This is a genomic window from Halomonas sp. KM072 (assembly GCF_050710315.1).
Classification (GTDB): domain Bacteria; phylum Pseudomonadota; class Gammaproteobacteria; order Pseudomonadales; family Halomonadaceae; genus Vreelandella; species Vreelandella hamiltonii.
The window spans coordinates 1394964-1412826 of the sequence record NZ_CP136132.1 but is presented as its reverse complement, the minus strand read 5'-3'; the positions used below and the strand labels follow the sequence as shown (position 1 = coordinate 1412826).

The window sequence follows — 17863 nt, the reverse complement described above, 5'->3', positions numbered from 1 at the left end:
TTGACCTTTGGCAGGCGTTTTTTTATTGTTATTTTTATAAAATGAAATATTATTTTGCTATGCGGAATAAAAGCCGATGGTTCAATCGCTGGAGCATGCCTTATGAAAATCCTCGTCGCGGTAAAACGCGTCATCGACTACAACGTCAAGATCCGCGTCAAGGCGGATCATTCCGATGTGGATCTGACCAACGTCAAGATGGCCATGAACCCCTTCTGCGAAATCGCCGTGGAAGAGGCCGTGCGCCTGAAAGAGAAGGGCGTGGCCACCGAGGTCGTGGCCGTGACCGTGGGCCCCAAGGCCGCCCAAGAGCAGCTGCGCACCGCGCTGGCGCTGGGGGCCGACCGCGCTATCCACATTGAAACCGACGAGCGCGCCGAATCGCTGGCGGTGGCCAAACTGCTGGCCAAGGTGGTGGATGAGGAGCAGCCTGGTCTGGTGATTCTTGGCAAGCAGGCCATCGACACCGACAATAACCAGACCGGCCAGATGCTGGCGGCGCTGACCAATCTGCCCCAAGGCACTTTCGCCTCGGAAGTCGCCATCGATGGCGACAAGGTGAACGTCACTCGTGAAATCGACGGCGGCCTGCAAACCGTCGCCCTCACGCTGCCCGCCATCGTCACCACCGACCTGCGCCTCAACGAGCCGCGCTACGCCAAGCTGCCGGACATCATGAAGGCCAAGAAAAAGCCGCTGGACGTCAAGACCCCCGCCGACTACGGCGTTGAAGTGGCCTCCAAGGTCACGCTGCTCAAAGTAGAATCCCCGGCGGAGCGTAAAGGCGGTATCAAAGTCGCCTCGGTGGACGAGCTGATCGACAAACTGAAAAACGAAGCCAAGGTGCTTTAAAAGGAGCTGATCTCATGAGCATTCTGGTACTTGCCGACCTGCATGAAGGTCAGTTGGCCAGCGCCACCGCCCACGTCGTGGCAGCCGCCCAGGCGATCGGTGGCGATATCGATGTACTGGTCGCCGGTGAAGGCGTCCAGGCCGCCGCCGAAGCCGCCGCGACACTCGACGGCGTGAGCAAGGTGCGCGTGGCAGACAACGCCGTCTACGCCCATCAGCTTGCCGAGCCCATGGGCGCGCTGCTGGTTGAGCTGGCGGGCGATTACACCCACGTGCTGGCCAGCGCCTCCACCACGGGCAAAAACGTCCTGCCGCGCCTGGCGGCACTGAAAGACGTCAGCCAATTGTCAGATGTGATTGGCGTCGAAAGCGCTGATACCTTTCTGCGCCCGATCTACGCCGGTAACGCCATCGCCACGGTGAAAAGCGACGACCCGCTGAAAGTCATCACCGTGCGCACCACCGCCTTCGATGCGGTAGGCAGCGGCGGTAGCGCCAGCGTGGAAGCCGTGGACGTGGTCGTCGACAACGCCCAGTCCAGCTTTGTGAAGCAGGAGCTGGCACAAAGCGACCGCCCGGAACTCGGCGGTGCCAAGGTCGTGATCTCCGGCGGCCGTGGCATGGGCAATGGCGAGAACTTCAAACTGCTGGACGGCATTGCCGACAAGCTGGGCGCGGCCATCGGTGCGTCTCGTGCGGCGGTGGATGCCGGCTTCGTGCCCAACGACATGCAGGTGGGCCAGACCGGCAAGATCGTCGCCCCCGAGCTGTACATTGCGGTGGGTATTTCAGGCGCGATTCAGCACTTGGCGGGCATGAAAGACTCCAAGGTGATCGTCGCGATCAACAAGGACGAAGAGGCCCCGATCTTCCAGGTAGCCGACTACGGCCTGGTGGGCGATCTGTTCGAGATCCTGCCGGAGCTGGAGAGCAAGCTGTAAACCTCCTCTAAAAAGCCCCGAAAGGGGCTTTTTTCGCTTCCAGCTTTTAATAAAAATTAGCGAGTAGCTTATGCTGACCCAACTGACTGCCTCGATGACGCTGCCGGTGATCGGCTCTCCCATGTTTATCGTTTCTGGCCCTGAGCTGGTGATTGCCCAGTGTCAGGCGGGCATCATTGGCGCGTTTCCTGCGCTGAACGCCAGGCCTGCGGAAGTGCTTCGGGAGTGCCTGCAGCAGATTACCGCGACGCTGGAGGACTATAACGCTCAGCACCCGCAACAACCCGCCGCACCGTTTGCGGTGAACCAGATCGTGCACCCCACCAATGACCGCCTGGAGCACGATGTAGCGCTATGCGCTGAGTTCAAAGTACCGCTTATTATCACCAGCCTGCATGCGCCCAATCGGGTGGTTGAGCAAGTACACGCCTATGGCGGCTTGGTATTTCACGATGTGACTACAATAAGACACGCTAAAAAAGCCATCGAGGCCGGGGTGGATGGGCTGATTCTGGTCTGCCATGGGGCAGGCGGCCATGCGGGGCGGCTCAACCCTTTCGCGTTTGTAGCAGAGGTGCGGCAGTTTTACGATGGCCCACTGGTGCTGGCCGGGGCGATTACCAAAGGCGAGCAGATCGTCGCCGCTCAGGCGCTGGGCGTGGACATGGTGTACATGGGCACGCGCTTTATTGCCACCCAGGAAGCCAATGCCCAGCCTGCTTATAAGCAGATGGTGCTGGAGGCTGCTGCCGGGGATATCGTCTACACCAACCTGTTTACCGGCGTGCACGGCAACTATCTTCGCCAGAGCATCGAGCTGGCCGGGTTGGACCCGAATGCGCTGCCCGAGGGCGACAAGAACGCCATGCGCTATGGGTCAGGTGGCAGTAGCAAAGCAAAAGCGTGGCGGGATATTTGGGGTGCCGGGCAGGGAGTGGGGGGTATTACCACACTGAACAGCGTGGCCGATGAGGTCGCCACGCTGCGAGCGGATTATCAGCAGGCACTAGATCACTTGCGGCGGCGTTGACGAAAGGCGGCCACGCGGGTGTGAAAATCCTCGGTGGCCTTACAAGCATCCTGCAGCTCGCCTTCAAGCGTGAGGGTCTCGTCGAGGGATAGGTTCCCCGCTTGCCGCATGGCCCGCTTCGTTGCCCCCAGCGCTTGGGGGGATTGCGCCACCAGCGCCTGTGCCAGCCCGCGGGCTTCGGCTAACACCTGATCATCTTCCACCGCCCGGTTGGCCAAGCCCAGCGCCACGCATCGCTCGGCATCTATTGGGGTAGCTAGCGCCGCCATCTCAAACGCTTGGGCGTGGCCTAGTTTGCGCACCAAGTGCCAGCACGCGCCTCCATCGGGAATCAAGCCGATATTGATAAAGGCCAGTTTCAGGTAAGCCGAGCGGCCCATGACCACCATGTCGCTGGCTAGCACATAAGAGACACCAATTCCCGCAGCGGCACCGCTGACCGCTGCGATCACCGGCTTCTCCATGGTCATCATGGTGCGCAGCGCCGGCAGAAAAAGCGTCGCCAGCCGCTCGCTGGCGGGCTGTGTGGAGGCTTTCTCGAACTCTGCCAGGTCGGCACCGGCGCAGAAGGCGCTGCCTTCGCCGCTGAGAATCACGCAGCGCACCTGTGAGTCCGCTGCCGCCCTGGCAAGGGCTTCGTTGAGTGCCAGGGCCGTGGGCTCGCTGAGGGCATTGCGCACCGCTGGGCGCGCAATGGCGATATGGGCAATACCGTCTGCCGTTGGGTGGACCCGCACCAGCGGCGTGTCTTGCTGACTCATATTCGGCTCCTCAGGCAGCGTCCAGCTGTTCGCCCAGCGTTTCAAGGTGGAAGTCGCTATCGCCCAGGTAGTGATCGAACATGACCAGGTGCTTGGCGTAATGGGCCACGTAGCACTCTTCGGTCATGCCCATGCCGCCGTGCAGCTGAATGGCCTGTTCGGCAATGAAGCGCGCTGATTCTCCGCAGTACGCCTTGGCTGCGGCCAGCCTGGCATCCCGTTCCTGGGCGGGCAGCGAGAGGCTGGTGGCGGCAAGAATCGCCATGGAGCGCGACTGCTCCAGGTGCAGGTGCATGTCCACCATGCGGTGCTGCAGCGCCTGAAACGTGGCCAGCGGCAGGCCAAACTGCTTGCGCTCTTTTAAATAGGCGAGGGTTTGGTCGCAGGCGGTTTCCATTGCGCCGATGGCCTCGGCACACAGCGCGGCGCGGCCCAGGGCCAGCAACTCTGCCAATGCGTCACCTGCGTCTTCGCTCAGGCAGTTCTCTAGCGGCAGTGCCACGCTGTTCAACGTTAGGTCACCGGCGGGCTGGTCATCCATTGTGCGATAGGTCTGTAAGGTGGCGCCTTGAGTATTGGCAGGGACGATAAACACGCCTAGCTTGCCGGTAGGCAGTTGGGCGGTCACAAGCGTGGCGGCGGCATTGCCGAGGTTCATTACGACATCTTTGCGGCCGTTAAGCTTCCACTGGCCATCTTGTTGGCTCGCTTGGGTCGAAATATCGAAAGCGTCATAGCGGGCGGTGTGTTCATGCCAAGCCAAGGCGAGCTGGTGTTCACCTTCCAACAACGGAGCCAGCCAGCGCTCCTGCTGTGCTGAGTTGGCGCATAGCGCAAGCAGCTGCCCGGGCATGACTAATCCAAACAGGTACGCTTCCGGCACCAAGCCGCGCCCCAAGGCCTGCATAATAATCATTACATCGGTGCCGTCGCCGCCTAGCCCGCCTACGTCTTCGCTAAAAGGCATATGCAGCAGGCCTAATTCTGCGAACGTGCGCCATAGCGGGCTGGCCCCTTGGACAGGCGCATCCAGCATAGCGCGGCGCTGCTCGGGCGTTACCTGGTCGGCCACTAAGCGTGTCAGTGTCTCTTCGAGCATGCGCTGCTCGTCGGTGAGTGCAAAATCCATGGTGACCCCCTTACATTCCTAAAATGGTTTTAGCGACGATGCTTTTTTGAATCTCGTTGGCACCGCCATAAATCGACAGCTTGCGACGATTAAAATACTGGGCGCTGGCGGCAGCGCCTTGGGCGTATTCATCATCCAGCGATTCATCACCATGGAGAAATTCGGGGAAAAACGGCAGGGCAGCAGGCCCAAGCGCGCGGCGGGTGAGCTCGCTAATCTCTTGACGCAGCTCAGAGCCACGCACTTTTAGCAGCGAGCTCTCCGCACCCGGCACGCCGCCATCCCGCGCTGCGGCAATCACGCGCAAGTTGGTCACTTCCAGTGCCATCAGCTCAAGCTCGGCTTTGACCACTCGTTGGCGAAAGCTGGGTAGCGATAAAAGCGGCTTGCCGCGATGCTGCATACGAGAGGCGAGGGATTTCAAATGGCGCAGCGCCTGCTTGGCGTGACCAAGCCCGGCAATGCCGGTACGCTCGTGGGTAAGCAAGAATTTGGCACAGGTCCAGCCTTGGCCCTCCTCACCCACGCGGTTTTCTACCGGCACGCGGACATTATCGAGAAACACTTCGTTGACTTCATGAGCGCCGTCGAGGGTGATAATCGGCCGTACGGTAATGCCGGGGGTCTGCATATCAATCAGCAAGAAGCTGATACCCGCCTGTTTTTTCGCGTGGGGGTCGGTGCGCACCAAACAGAACATCATGTTGGCGTGCTGGCCTAGGGTGGTCCAGGTTTTCTGGCCATTGACGATGTAGTGGTCGCCATCGAGCACGGCGCGGGTGGATAAGCCCGCCAAATCCGAGCCAGCACCCGGCTCAGAATAACCTTGGCACCACCAGTCCTGGTTATTAAGAATCCGCGGCAGGTAGTGCTGTTGCTGTTCCACACTGCCGAATTTCATGATCACTGGCGCGACCATATTGACGCCAAAGGGCACCACCGTAGGGGCGTGGGCGGCGGCACACTCTTCATCGAAGATATGCCGCTGCACCGGACCCCAGCCTGGGCCGCCGTGCTCAACAGGCCAGTTGGCGGCAAGCCACCCTTGATCGCTGAGAATATTCTGCCAGCGTAGGTGGTCATCGGCACGTAGATGCCGGCCAAGACGCACCCGCTCACAAATATCGCTGGGCAGTGCATCGGCTAAAAATCGGCGGACTTCCTCGCGGAATGCCTGCTCTTCAGGGCTAAACGTCAGGTTCATGAGTGTGCATCCTCGGAAGGTGTCGATGAATGAGTAGATGGCAGAGAGGCATGGCGATGCGGCCCGCCCAGGTGTCGGGGGTAGCCCAGCGCTTCAACGGCCAGCAGATCAATATCGCTCTCGCGGTAGCAAGCACCTTGCTGCGCTAGCGTCAGGCTCGCCTGCTCCATGGCTGACTGAGCCTCGTTGGCGGGCGCTTGCTCTGCGGCGTTATAAAGCGTGCTCAGCACGCTAGGCGACTTGCTCACCACCACGTTGGCCCGCAGCGCTTTGAGCGTTAGTGCAACCCGCTGCTGAGCGTTAGCGCTGGCGCTGTGATTGACCAGTTCATGGAAGGGGCCGTGCTCGGCAAGCACTAGGCTGAGGGGCGATGCTGAGGCATGTCCGGTAAGTAGCTTTAGCGCTACGGTAATCGCTTGAGCAGGGCAGGCGCTAGCATCCGCGCCAGGGGCGAGCAGGCACAGCTCTGTGCTCTCGTCAGGGGTGTTGGAAAGTGTCACGTTAGCGCGCTGGGCAGCATGCTGAAGCTTCTCGAACAGCGGATGCTCACCGAGCAGGGCGACATGTCCAAACGGCACAGCGTTCTCTACTCCAGGTACCACGTGGGGATTTCTGGCGGCAAAAAATAGATGAATCAGCCCTGCGCGCTGCGGTGAGTCCATACAGGTCAGAAACAGCTCCCGCTCGCGGCGCAATCCCTCTTCCAGCGAAGCCGCTTTCGTGCAGGCGTCAACGGCTTCCACAATACGAAACGGTGAAAACAGCGCTGGTGCGGTGGCTTCCAGCTGTTCCTGCATCGCGGCAATGGCCTGGGGGTTGGCCTCTGGGGCAGGTAATTGCCCAGTGATGCGCGTGTGCTGCTGGCCGGACATGATCGTTTGCGCCGCTGCTAGCCCTGACTCCAGCGGCGTCTGGGCATCGCTGATGTCATCAATAATGCCGATATCAAGTGCTTCAGTGGCCTCTACAAAGCGCCCGCTGGTGATGATTTCCAGGGATTTTTCCACACCTACCAAACGGGGGAGGCGCTGTGTACCCCCTGCGCCTGGGAGTAAGCCAAGCTTCACTTCCGGTAACCCGACGCGAGTGCCTTTCAGGGCGACGCGATAGTGGCAGCCCAGCGCGACTTCCAAACCGCCGCCTAGCGCGGTGCCGTGTAGTGATGCGATAAGCGGTTTGGGGCAGGCTTCTAGCTGTGAAATCACATCCGGTAGCAGCGGCGCTTGGGGCGGCTTACCAAATTCACGTATATCGGCCCCGGCGATAAAGGTGCGCCCCTCTGCCATCACCACCAGTGCTTGGGCCTGCTGGTCAGCGATCCCTTCTTTCAGTGCATTGAGCAACCCGCTTCGCACTGCTTGGCCCAAAGCATTGACGGGCGGGTTAGCGATACTGATGACCCCGACCTCGCCATGTCGCTGGTAGTGAACACTCATAGTGGCTCCCGTGTTTCGCTATATGAAATTTAAAGTTGTTATTCGGAATTAAGTGATCATGGCGAAAGACGCCGTTGGAGTCAATAATGCAAAACAACGTTCTGCATTGCGGAATATAGCTGGCTAAACAAAAGGCCGCACAGAGGCGGCCTTGGTAATGACTTCCGTCGTGATTGAAGCAACATCAGAAAACGGGGTTGAACCCAGCTTCTTGTAAGGCGGCGCGCCGAGTTTCCATCCAGCCGGCGATAAATGCCGCTTCGTCTTCGGGGGCATCGGCTTGATAGGCTTCCCAGGTGTCCATTAGCAGCTGTTGCCGCTCCACCAAGGCGTTTTGGTGGGCGTCCATTTCATCGGTCCATACGCCGCTTTCTTGGTAGTACGCCACCACGGCATCGTGGAACGGCACCACCCAGGTCATATTTTGATTCTCAAGGGCATAGCCGCTAGCCCCTGGGGCGTTATCTTTATAGTCGTCAAACGACTCCACTAGCGTAGTGATCAAGCCGGTGACCGTTTCAGGGGCTAAATCGGCGTTGCTCACTAGAATGGGGTAAGGGTAGCTGGCGCTGGCCAGCGGCTGTTCAGCGTTAATACCCGCGCCTGATGTCACATCGTGGGGCTGGAAGTAGGGCGCCAGTTCCAGCATCTGTGCCCAGCTTGCTTCATCGTCAGTGGGCAGTTCTGGCCACTGTAAGCCACGAGGGCTAGCCGCTAACCGCTGCGCCGCCGGTGTCACGGTGGTGGTAATTGCGGCATCGGCACGGCCGCTGATAATGCCGTCGAAGGCGGCGTTGTAGCCGGGGAAGTCGACGCGTTCAACGTCATCCCAGGTCAAACCTGCGAATGCTAGGTAGGCTTCAGCAGCTTTGTTCAGCGCGTCGTCGCCGCGCAGGTAGGCTAGCCGTTTACCTTCCAGATCAGCGATGGAACCCATTTCTACGTCGCCTGCCACCGCCATGCCTATGCCAAAACTCGCCATGGAGGTGGAAATCACCCGAATAGGCTGCGGGCCCCAGTCCGGCCCGGCGAACATCATCACGCCTTCAGAGCCGTAGTAGCTGGCAATGCCGCAGGCGCACAGATCCACGCGGCCAGTTTTCAGCGGCGTCATGCGCATGGTGTCGTTTTCACCCGGAATAACGCGGGACTGAGTGCCGTGCTCCTCTTGTAGCAGCTGGCTGATGGCCATAATCTGCGCATGGCCACTGGTGCCGGTGCCATACGCGGTCCAATTCAGTGTGCTAGGCATGGCGCTGGCGCTTCCAGCCGCCAGCAGGCCTGCCGTTAAACTACCGAGTACGAGGGTGAGGTTTGTTTTTGTGCTCATAAATATCCTCGAAGGTGGTATTAAGCGTTGGCAGTGAGCGAACGCTGGTGATGGCGCTGGCTAAGCCGCGCAAGCGCAACGCCTGGTAGCAGCGCCGCTGCGGCCAAGCCAATTAATTCCCACTGGCTGAAAGGCACCATGCCGCCACCGGGCAACGCCAACAGCAGGCCCGCGATGAGCACTAGCGCGCGAATGACGATTTCCTGCAGCGCGCCGTAGCCCAATCGCCCAACACCCATCAGATACCCTTGCATGGCAGAGGCAAACAGAATGATGCCGATGACTGCCTGGATAAACACGGCAATGATCATCAATGGTTCGCCCTGCATGATCAGCGCGGGGTTCAGCACGAACAGGAAGGGGATAAAGTAAATCACGCTGCCTAGGCGCATGGCCTGCAGGCCGGTTTCCATCGGGCGGGCACCGGCCACGGTGGCAGCGGCAAAGGCGCCCAGTGCCACGGGTGGCGTGATAAAGCTGAGCATGCCCCAGTAGAGGATGAACATGTGCACCGCCATGGGGTCTAGACCGCCGCCTTGAATCAGCGCAGGAGCGAGTGCCACCGCCAGGAAGATATAGGCTGCTGTGACGGTCATGCCAATGCCCAACACAAAGCTTGTAACCGCGCCCATAATTAGCAGCAATGGTACGCTGCCGCCGGCGATATTGATAAAGTCGTTGGCAATGGTGCCCGACAGGCCGGTCATGGAGAGCGCGCCTACCAACATACCCACGCCCGCCAGAATGGCGATAAGCTCAGCAAACAGCTTGGCCGCTGACGAGAGCGTCTCGGTGACATCCTTCCAACCCCAGCGGTTCTGCTTAGAGAGCTGGTTGAGCACTAACAGCAGGGCGGTCGCATAGAACGGGGCAACCGCTTCGCGCTGCATGATCAGCAGCATCCACACCAGCAGGCCGAAGACGAAGATAAAGTACCAGCCCTCTTTGAGCGTTTGCTTAATTGAAGGCAGCTCAATCGCGGGTAAGCCCTTAATATCATTGCGGGCCGCGTAGGCATCAATTTGAATGAACAGGCCAAGGAAATAGAGAATCGAGGGGATGACCGCTGCCAGCGCCACCGCTGAGTAGGGAATATCCAGGAACATGGCCATCACGAAGGCGGTGGCACCCATCACCGGGGGCATCAATACGCCACCAGTTGAGGCGCAGGCTTCCACACCGCCCGCAAACGAGCGGCTCATGCCAATTCGGCGCATGGCCGGAATCGAGAGCACCCCTGTGGTCAGCACGTTACTGATCACGCTGCCGCTCATGGAACCCATCAGGCCGCTTGAGAAAATTGACACCTTAGCCGGGCCGCCGCGTACATGGCCTAAAAGCGCAAAGGCTAAATTAATGAAGAATTTGCCGCCGCCGCTTTTTTGCAGCACCACGCCAAACACCAGAAAACCAATCACCAGGCCCGCAAAAGCCTGTAGCGGAACCCCCATGATGCTTTCGGTGCTCATGGTGTGGTACATCGCCGTTTCAGGCAGGCTAGAAGGGAATGCCTGGATGGGGCCAGGAACGATATCGGCTACTAAGGGGTAGAGAGAGAACACACCGGCAATGATGGCAATCGGCAAACCGCCGGCTCGGCGGGCGGCTTCGATAATTAATACCCAGTAGGCATAGCTGAAATAAATGGCGATATCTGGAGCTGCAAACGCCCAGCCGCGCTCCAGAATGGGAACAGCGTTATACACAAAGTAGCCACCCACGATCAGCGTGACAGCGCTAAGCAGGTAGTCATACCAGGGAATGGATTGCTCCTGTTGGCTGCTGCGCATGGGCCATAGCAGAAACACGAGCGGCAGAAGCAGTGCCACCACGGCATAGTAAAACTGAGTTTCCAGCCCGGTCACGAACGTGAGCAAGCCCCAGTTAAACAGGTAGTCCAGCGTCATCATCATGAGTAGTACGGTGACGGTGGCAGGCACCCAACGAAGCGCCAAAGGCAGCTCGCGGATTTGGCTGATTTTTTCTTTAACCTGCGGCGTGCTGGCAGGTGCGGTATCGGTGGTCATAGGGCGTTCCATCAATCAGCAGGGGCGGCGGACACCGCCCCATGGCGAGTTACTCGAAGATCGGCTCGAATCCAGCACTGCTAAGCGCCGTGGCGCGGGCGGCCATCCAATCGGTGGTAAACGTCTCGGCATCGCTGGGGGCGTCTTGCATAAATTGCTCCCAGGCTTGCATCAACACATCTTGACGCTCAACGAGTTGGTCTTGGTGTGCCTGCATCTCATCGGTCCACACGTCGATCTCTTTGTAGTACTCCACCACTGCGTCGTGGAAAGGGATTACCCACTGCAGATCCTGGTACTCCAGCGCGTAGCCCACTGCACCTGGCGCGTTATCTTTGTAGTCGTCGTAGTTTTCCTGCATCGCTTTGATTAAACCGTAAGCGACACTGTCATCAAGATCCTGGTTGGCGACGATGATCGGGTACGGGTAGCTGGCGCTGGGTACCGGGTTGTCGGCGCTAATACCGCCTGCACCGGCGGTGACTTCATGGGGGCGGAAATAGGGTGCCACCGCCGCCATGCGCTCCCAGCCAGCTTCATCGTTAGGGTCAAGCACCGGCCAGCTAACCCCCCGTGGGCTGCTCGCGAGCTGCTGAGCGGGCGGTGTAACGGTGGTAGTAAAAGAGGCGTCCACATCACCGGCAATAATGCCGTCGAAAGAGCGTGCGTAGCCGGGGTAGTCGACGCGCTCCACGTCGTCCCAGGTGAGCCCGCCAAAGGCCAGATATGCCTCGGTGCCTTTGTTCAGCGCATCGTCACCACGAATGTAGGCAATGCGCTTGCCAGCCAGGTCCGCGGGGGTTTCAACGCCCAGGTCGCCTGCCACGGCCAATGACAGGCCGAATGACGCCGTGGACGTGGTGATCACGCGCAGCGGCTGTGGGCCCCAGTCGCGATCAGCGAACATCATGACCCCTTCGGCGCCGTAGTAGCTGGCGATACCGCAGGCGCACAGGTCGACACGCCCTTGTTTCAGGGGCGTCATGCGGGAAACGTCGTTGTCGCCGGGCAGGATGCGCACCGAAGAGCCGTAATGGTTCTGCAGCATGTTGCCGATGGCAACGGCCTGGGCGTAGCCGCTGGAGTTGGTGCCGTAGGCCGTCCACGCCATGGTGCGCGGCAGTTCTACTTCGCTGGCGTGGCTGACGGCCGCACCCAGTAGAGAAAGCGGCAGGGCGGTGATGAGTAGGCGGTGAGCAAATGGATGCATTTTCATGCTCCTTTATTGTGGTTGTGATGGTCGCTATCAGGTTGTTACGCTTTGCTACATTGTGTTTTGCTATGCGGTATTTGATTCTGCTAAGTGGTCAGGTGATAGTAGGTAAGCCGGTGGAGGCTGTCAACGCCGTTTGATGAAGTACCCAAAAATGCCGATTGCTATTAACCCGGCATCCAAATAGCTATGCTATAATACCGGCATGAACAGAGAAGATGCTCGCACACTCCATCCCGCCGCTCAGGAAGAAAAGCGAAAACTTGCGGTTCGCCTTTCCAAGCGTGGGATGAAGAACAAAGAGATCGCCAAGGAGGTTGGCGTTCACCCTCTCACCGTCGGCCGGTGGCTTACGAAATACCGTGAAGGCGGTCTAAAGGCCTTGCTCGCCCAGGTTCGTGGGCGAAGAGAGGGCTCTGGCCGCCAGCTCACCCCTGATGAAGAAAGTCGACTCCAGGCCATGTTGGTCGACAAGACACCTGACCAGTTGAAGCTTCAGTATGCCCTGTGGACACGCAAGGCCGTACAGGAGTTGATCAAGCTGGAAACCGGGAAGTGGGTGCCAATTCGCACCATTGGCGAATATCTGAAACGCTGGGGGTTCACTGTTCAGAAGCCCAAGAAGCAGGCCTATGAGCAGCGTCCAGCCGAAGTAAAGCGCTGGCTGGAGGAGGACTACCCAACCATTCATGCCCGAGCCAAGGCCGAAGATGCCGAGATTTACTGGGGCGATGAGACCGGGTTGCGTAGCGATAGCCAGCATGTGCGTGGCTACTCACCTCAAGGCGTCACCCCCGTCCTCCGGCTCAATGCGAGAAGAGCGACGATCAATCTCATTTCCGCCGTCACTAACCAGGGCAAGGTACGGTTCCGGTTTTTCGACGGCACCATGAATGCGCAAATTCTGATCGACTTCATGAAGCGCTTGATTCGTGATGCCAAGCGGAAGGTCTTCCTGATCCTGGACAACCTCAAGGTCCATCACGCCAAGATCGTCAAGGCCTGGCTGGCGGAGCATCGGGATGAGATTGAAGTGTTCTACCTTCCACCCTACTCGCCGGAATTGAACCCCGATGAGTATCTGAACTGCGACCTCAAAGCCGGCGTGCATAGCGGTACTCCGGCGCGCAGCAGAGACCAGCTGAAGAGGAAGGCGATGTCTCACCTTCGGAAGCTTCAGAAGCTCCCGAGGCGAGTCGCGAAATACTTCAAAGCCCCGTCAATTCGATACGCCGCATCATAGCTATTTTATTGCCGGGTTAATAAATGCAAAAAGCCGAGCATTGGCTCGGCTTTTCGATTTATTTTCAATGGCTTGAATGGCTTGAATGGCTTGAATGGCTTGAATGGCTTGAATGGCTTGAATGGCTTGAATGGCTTGAATGGCTTGAATGGCTTGAATGGCTTGAATGGCTAGGCTATGGGGAGAATTCACGCCAGGCAGCATAGGTGCTCAAAAACACGCGGCCAGACAGTTCTTCGAGGAAGTCGCTCTTCTTCAATTGATCCATGACCGGCCCCTTGACCTCGGCAAGGTGCAGCTTCACTTCGGAATCCTTCAGCCGTGCGTTGATGGCATCCAGGCTTTCCAAGGCCGAGGCGTCGATCAAATTGACGGCCGAACAGATCAGTACCACATGTTCCAGCTCGGGTCGGCTGGCCACCAGATTGTAGACGGTATCTTCGAGGTAGCGGGCGTTGGCGAAGTAGAGGCTCTCATCGATGCGCAGCAGCGCTGCATGCGGGGCGGTTTCGACATCATGGCGCTCGGTATTGCGAAAATGTTCGGTGTCGGGCACCCGACCAACCAACGCGCTGTGGGGGCGGCTGGTGCGATAGAGAAAAAGTGCGATGGAGAGTGTGACGCCCCCAATGATACCGGCCTCGATGCCTTCGACCAGAGTCAGCAGAATCGTGACCGCCATGGCGGCAAAGTCACTGCGGGAGTAGCGCCAGGTCTGGCGCAGCATGGGAATGTCCACCAGCGTCAGGATGGAGACCGTGATGGTGGCCGCCAGGGTGGCGATGGGCAGGTAGTAGAGCCAGCCGGTAAACGCCAGCGTCACCAACCCAATGCCCAAGGCGGCAAAGGCCCCTGCGGCCGGGGTCTGTGCCCCGGCATCGTAGTTGATCACGGTGCGCGAGAGCCCGCCGGTGACCGGCATGCCACTGGTAAAGCCTGCCGCCAGATTGGCGGCGCCCAGGCCGATCAACTCCTGATTGGGTGAGATACGCTGGCGGCGTTTGGCGGCCAGCATCTGGCCCATGGAGACCGACTCCACAAACCCCACCAGACTGATCAATAGAGCAGGAATCAACAGTGCCCGCCAGAGCGAGGCATCCCCCCAGGGCAGGCTGAACGCGGGCAAGCCGCTGGGAATCGTACCCACCACCGCCACACCCTGATAGGCCAGCTGCCAGTGCCAGGTGACCAGCGTCGTGATCAGCACGGCAAATACCGGGCCTGCCTTGGTCAGCAGGTCAGCCAAGGATACAGGCACGCCTAGCCAGATCAACGAGCGTTTGCCGTAGCGGCGCAGGGCCACCAGAAACAGCAGCGTCCCCACGCCAATGGTCGCTGTGTAGGGATTGATGTCAGGCAGGTTGGGCAGCAGCGTCATGAGCCGTTCGACGAGCGTAAAGCCGCTGCTGGCAATTCCCAGCAGGCCGCCCAGCTGGCTGACCGCAATCAGAATGCCGGAAGCCGTCAGGAAGCCAGAGATGACCGGGTGGCTCAGGAAGTTGCTGAAAAAACCCATTTTCAGGCTGCCCATGATCAGCAGGATCATGCCCGAGAGCAGCGACAGCACCAGAGCGGCTTGCAGGTATTCGGCGCTACCGGGGGCGGCCACCGACGAAAGTGCCGCTCCCGTCATCAGCGCAATGATGGCCACGGGCCCCACCGCCAGGGTTCGACTGGTGCCCAGCAGGGTGTAGAGCAGTTGGGGAAGAAGACTGGCGTAAAGCCCTACCACGGCAGGTAGCCCGGCCAGCAGGGCGTATGCCAGCGACTGGGGAATGACCATGACCGTCACGATCAGGCCCGCCATGAGGTCGGCCCCCAGCAGGCGCCGATGATAGTGGGGTAGCCAGGCAAGAATGGGCAAATAGCGCTTCAACATAGTTTCTCGCAGCGTTGGCCATATCAGGGAAAACGGGACCTGCAAAACGGAACATAGTTTAGCCTGTTTAGTTATAAAAATGTCATGCCCACTTGCCTCAAGGCCAAATATTACCTTTTGCTATCCCACCAAAGTGCTACTTATTTCAAATGCGTAACTGGTAAGCTGACTGAGTGGTAAACGCGGCCTGTATTGCGCCATGGCTCGACGATCTCAACAATAAAAGAGTACTCACTATGCGACTGCTTCGCTGGCTGTTACCGCTGCTATTGATCAGTGCTGCCGTCGGGATGACCTGGCGAGGAGGCTTCTGGGCGTATGCTGGGCTCGCCAGCGCCCTTTTCGCGGGGGGCGCGCTGGTGGCCGCCGCCCTGTACGACGTGTACCGTGCCGATCATCAGCGTTTGGTATCGGTGCCCCGCAGTATCAGGCCGATTCAGGACTATGGTGCGCTACGCGGCATGGCGTATCGCCTGATGCATCGCGCCAGCAGTACCGCCATTGCCTCGGCGGAGGTGTCCCATTACGCCGACCTGATGGCCCAACGTCTTGCCAAACAAGAAAACATGGCCAGTGAGGCCTCTTCCAGCATGAGCGCCATCAACGCTGCCATCATGCAAGTCAGCGCTAGCGCGACACAGGTAGCGACCCTGGCCGAAAGTGCCCACCGGGCGAGTCATGACAACCATGATGCCCTGGCCGATATCATTCAGGACATGACTGATGTGGCCGAACGCTCCGGCCAGGCGTTGGATATGCTCACCGAACTGAACGACAAGATCGAACGGGTGCGCAGCGTGACTTCCATGATCGAGGGGGTGGCCGAACAGACCCACTTGTTGTCGCTGAACGCATCCATCGAAGCTGCCAGGGCCGGCGAGCATGGCCGAGGCTTTGCGGTGGTGGCGGGAGAGGTGCGCGACCTGGCGTTGAAAACGTCCACGGCCACCCAGAGTATCGATGGGCTGGTCAAGGATATGCACCAAAGCGGCCAGAGTGTCGTGAGTACCATGGGCGGGCTGATGACCCGGGTGCGAGACCGGGCTGAGGAGATGCAGCAGGTAGGGAGCAGCCTGGCCACCATTACCCAGGAGTTCGACCAGGTGCAGCAGGAAATCACCAGCGTGGCGGGTGCCATGGACAGTACGCGGGCCCACAGCCAGACCGTGGCGGACAGTCTCGACCAGCTGGAGCACGATGTAGATGAAGGGAACCGCCACATGCACGCCCTTGCCCAGCAAGCTCACGCCTTGATGGAGGCTGCCGAAAGCGTGGATGCAGAGCTGGCCCAGCAGCATCTTGAAGGGCGCCATCAGCAGGTATTCAAGGTGGTTCGACAAACCGCCGACCAGATTGGCAAGCTGTTTGAAAAGGCCTTGAGTCGAGGCGAGCTATCGGAGGCCGCGCTGTTCCATCCGGATTATGCGGTGATCCCCGGGACCCAGCCGCCGCTTTATCATACCGGCTTCGATGCCTTCACCGACCAGCAACTGCCCGCCCTGCAGGAGCCGCTGTTGGCAAGTCACGGCCTGAGCTACGCCATTGCCTGTGACCGCAATGGCTATGTGCCCACCCATAACGCGGCGGTGAGCCGTGAACCCACTGGCGACCCGCAACACGACCTGAAATATTGCCGCAGCAAGCGCATTTTCGATGACCCTACCGGTCGTCGCTGTGGTGCCCATGAGCAGCCGCTGCTGCTGCAAACCTACAAGCGCGACACGGGCGAGATCATGCACGACCTGTCGGTTCCCATTCATGTGCACGGCAAGCACTGGGGTGGCTTCCGTGTGGGCTATCAGCCTGAGCAAGCCGCACAGCTTCAAGCCGTTGATCAGGCACCTGCCACGCTGCCCTCAAGCGGCCGCCTGGCGCGGACGTGATTGCCAGGACGACCATGAATAGAGCGCCAGGCCTGTCCAGATCATCAGAAACGTGACGAGCTGAATCAGGCCCAGCGGCTCTCCAAACACGGTCAGTGCAATCAAAAACTGAATGCTGGGGTTGATGTACATCAAGAACCCCAAGGTGGCCAGCCGCAAGCGGCGTGCGGCCCCGGCAAACGCCATCAGCGGCAGGGCCGTGAGGATACCGCTGACTACCAGTAACGCCGACATGGGCGCGTCGTGCAGGAAGTGTGACGTGCCTTGCCAGCTCATCCAGCTCAGCGCCAACAGGGCCAGCGGGAAGAGCAGCAGTGTTTCCACGAACAGGCCAGACAGCCCATCCAATGGCACCTGCTTGCGAAAGAGCCCATAGCTGCCGAAACTCAGCGCCAGCAGCAGGCTGATCCACGGCAACTCCCCCAGCATGATGAATTGCACGGCAATCGCCAGGCTGGCGAGACCAAGCGCCACCAGCTGTAGTCGGGCCATCACTTCTCTGAGCACCAGCATGCCCAACGCAACGTTGACCAGCGGGGTGAGAAAGTAGCCCAGACTGGCTTGCAGCACCTGCTTGCTCTCCACGGCATAGATGTAGATGCCCCAGTTGAAGGCAATCAGCAGCGCGCAGGCGAGCACCCTGCCCAGGCGCCTGGGCTCGACCAGCGCGGCCACCACCGGAGGCCAGCGGCGCAGGACGCTGATCAGCCCGACCAGGAACAGGCATGACCACAAAATGCGGTGGATCAGAATTTCAAAGGCCGTTATTCCATCGAACAACGCAAAGAACAGCGGAAAACAACCCCACATGGTATAGGCGGTCAAACCGAACATGACGCCCTTGACCGCTTCAGGATCTCTGGGTGCAGAGGGAAGCATAGCAGCCTCATTAACTAAAAATGCTAATCTAGCACACAATCGGCCAAGACATTGAT

The 17863-nt window shown here is 59.4% G+C and carries 15 protein-coding genes; 5 read left to right on the top strand and 10 right to left on the bottom strand.

Annotated elements, in window-relative coordinates; genetic code table 11:
- Window positions 1–102 precede the first annotated feature (102 nt).
- From RVM26_RS06650 to RVM26_RS06640, 3 genes are all read left to right on the top strand, one after another.
- Window positions 103–852 carry an electron transfer flavoprotein subunit beta/FixA family protein gene (locus tag RVM26_RS06650; protein WP_498941464.1) on the top strand — a complete coding sequence of 250 codons (750 nt, stop codon included), beginning with the start codon at window positions 103–105 and terminating at the stop codon, window positions 850–852.
- 14 nt (window positions 853–866) lie between these two features.
- Window positions 867–1793, top strand: a complete 927-nt coding sequence (locus RVM26_RS06645; RefSeq protein ID WP_498941463.1) for an electron transfer flavoprotein subunit alpha/FixB family protein — start codon at window positions 867–869, stop codon at window positions 1791–1793.
- 70 nt (window positions 1794–1863) lie between these two features.
- Window positions 1864–2823, top strand: a complete 960-nt coding sequence (locus tag RVM26_RS06640; RefSeq protein WP_498941462.1) for an NAD(P)H-dependent flavin oxidoreductase — start codon at window positions 1864–1866, stop codon at window positions 2821–2823.
- Here the strand turns inward: RVM26_RS06640 and RVM26_RS06635 are convergent.
- From RVM26_RS06635 to RVM26_RS06605, 7 genes are all read right to left on the bottom strand, one after another.
- The gene (locus RVM26_RS06635; protein ID WP_287804291.1) at window positions 2805–3584 is read right to left on the bottom strand and encodes an enoyl-CoA hydratase/isomerase family protein; all 780 of its coding nucleotides are present in this window, start codon (window positions 3582–3584) and stop codon (window positions 2805–2807) included. The genes RVM26_RS06640 and RVM26_RS06635 overlap by 19 nt on opposite strands.
- A gap of 10 nt (window positions 3585–3594) precedes the next feature.
- Window positions 3595–4713, bottom strand: coding sequence for an acyl-CoA dehydrogenase family protein (locus RVM26_RS06630; protein ID WP_498941461.1), 1119 nt, complete (start codon window positions 4711–4713; stop codon window positions 3595–3597).
- A 10-nt stretch (window positions 4714–4723) separates the two neighbouring features.
- The gene (locus RVM26_RS06625; protein WP_498941460.1) at window positions 4724–5917 is read right to left on the bottom strand and encodes an acyl-CoA dehydrogenase family protein; all 1194 of its coding nucleotides are present in this window, start codon (window positions 5915–5917) and stop codon (window positions 4724–4726) included.
- Window positions 5914–7353 (bottom strand): Clp protease/crotonase-like domain-containing protein, encoded by a 1440-nt coding sequence (locus RVM26_RS06620; RefSeq protein WP_498941459.1) that lies wholly within the window; start codon window positions 7351–7353, stop codon window positions 5914–5916. Before RVM26_RS06620 ends, RVM26_RS06625 begins: the two co-directional genes overlap by 4 nt.
- Before the next feature lie 184 nt (window positions 7354–7537).
- Window positions 7538–8683, bottom strand: a complete 1146-nt coding sequence (locus RVM26_RS06615; RefSeq protein WP_498941458.1) for a TAXI family TRAP transporter solute-binding subunit — start codon at window positions 8681–8683, stop codon at window positions 7538–7540.
- Between the two features lie 20 nt (window positions 8684–8703).
- Window positions 8704–10710, bottom strand: a complete 2007-nt coding sequence (locus RVM26_RS06610) for a TRAP transporter permease (protein WP_498941457.1) — start codon at window positions 10708–10710, stop codon at window positions 8704–8706.
- Between the two features lie 49 nt (window positions 10711–10759).
- The gene (locus RVM26_RS06605; protein WP_498941456.1) at window positions 10760–11920 is read right to left on the bottom strand and encodes a TAXI family TRAP transporter solute-binding subunit; all 1161 of its coding nucleotides are present in this window, start codon (window positions 11918–11920) and stop codon (window positions 10760–10762) included.
- 208 nt (window positions 11921–12128) lie between these two features.
- Here RVM26_RS06605 and RVM26_RS06600 point away from each other — a divergent pair, with 208 nt between their 5' ends.
- Window positions 12129–13166 (top strand): IS630 family transposase, encoded by a 1038-nt coding sequence (locus RVM26_RS06600; protein ID WP_498940534.1) that lies wholly within the window; start codon window positions 12129–12131, stop codon window positions 13164–13166.
- On the opposite strand, the gene RVM26_RS06595 is transcribed toward RVM26_RS06600, so the two are convergent.
- Both RVM26_RS06595 and RVM26_RS06590 read right to left on the bottom strand, forming a co-directional pair.
- Window positions 13167–13358 (bottom strand): hypothetical protein, encoded by a 192-nt coding sequence (locus tag RVM26_RS06595; RefSeq protein ID WP_498941455.1) that lies wholly within the window; start codon window positions 13356–13358, stop codon window positions 13167–13169.
- Window positions 13342–15045, bottom strand: a complete 1704-nt coding sequence (locus RVM26_RS06590) for a SulP family inorganic anion transporter (protein WP_498941454.1) — start codon at window positions 15043–15045, stop codon at window positions 13342–13344. Before RVM26_RS06590 ends, RVM26_RS06595 begins: the two co-directional genes overlap by 17 nt.
- A 236-nt stretch (window positions 15046–15281) precedes the next feature.
- Between RVM26_RS06590 and RVM26_RS06585 the strand changes: the two genes are divergently transcribed.
- Window positions 15282–16928, top strand: a complete 1647-nt coding sequence (locus tag RVM26_RS06585) for a methyl-accepting chemotaxis protein (protein WP_498941453.1) — start codon at window positions 15282–15284, stop codon at window positions 16926–16928.
- Here RVM26_RS06585 and rarD read toward each other — a convergent pair.
- Window positions 16902–17807 (bottom strand): EamA family transporter, encoded by a 906-nt coding sequence (gene rarD, locus RVM26_RS06580; protein ID WP_498941452.1) that lies wholly within the window; start codon window positions 17805–17807, stop codon window positions 16902–16904. The genes RVM26_RS06585 and rarD overlap by 27 nt on opposite strands.
- Window positions 17808–17863: the final 56 nt, after the last annotated feature.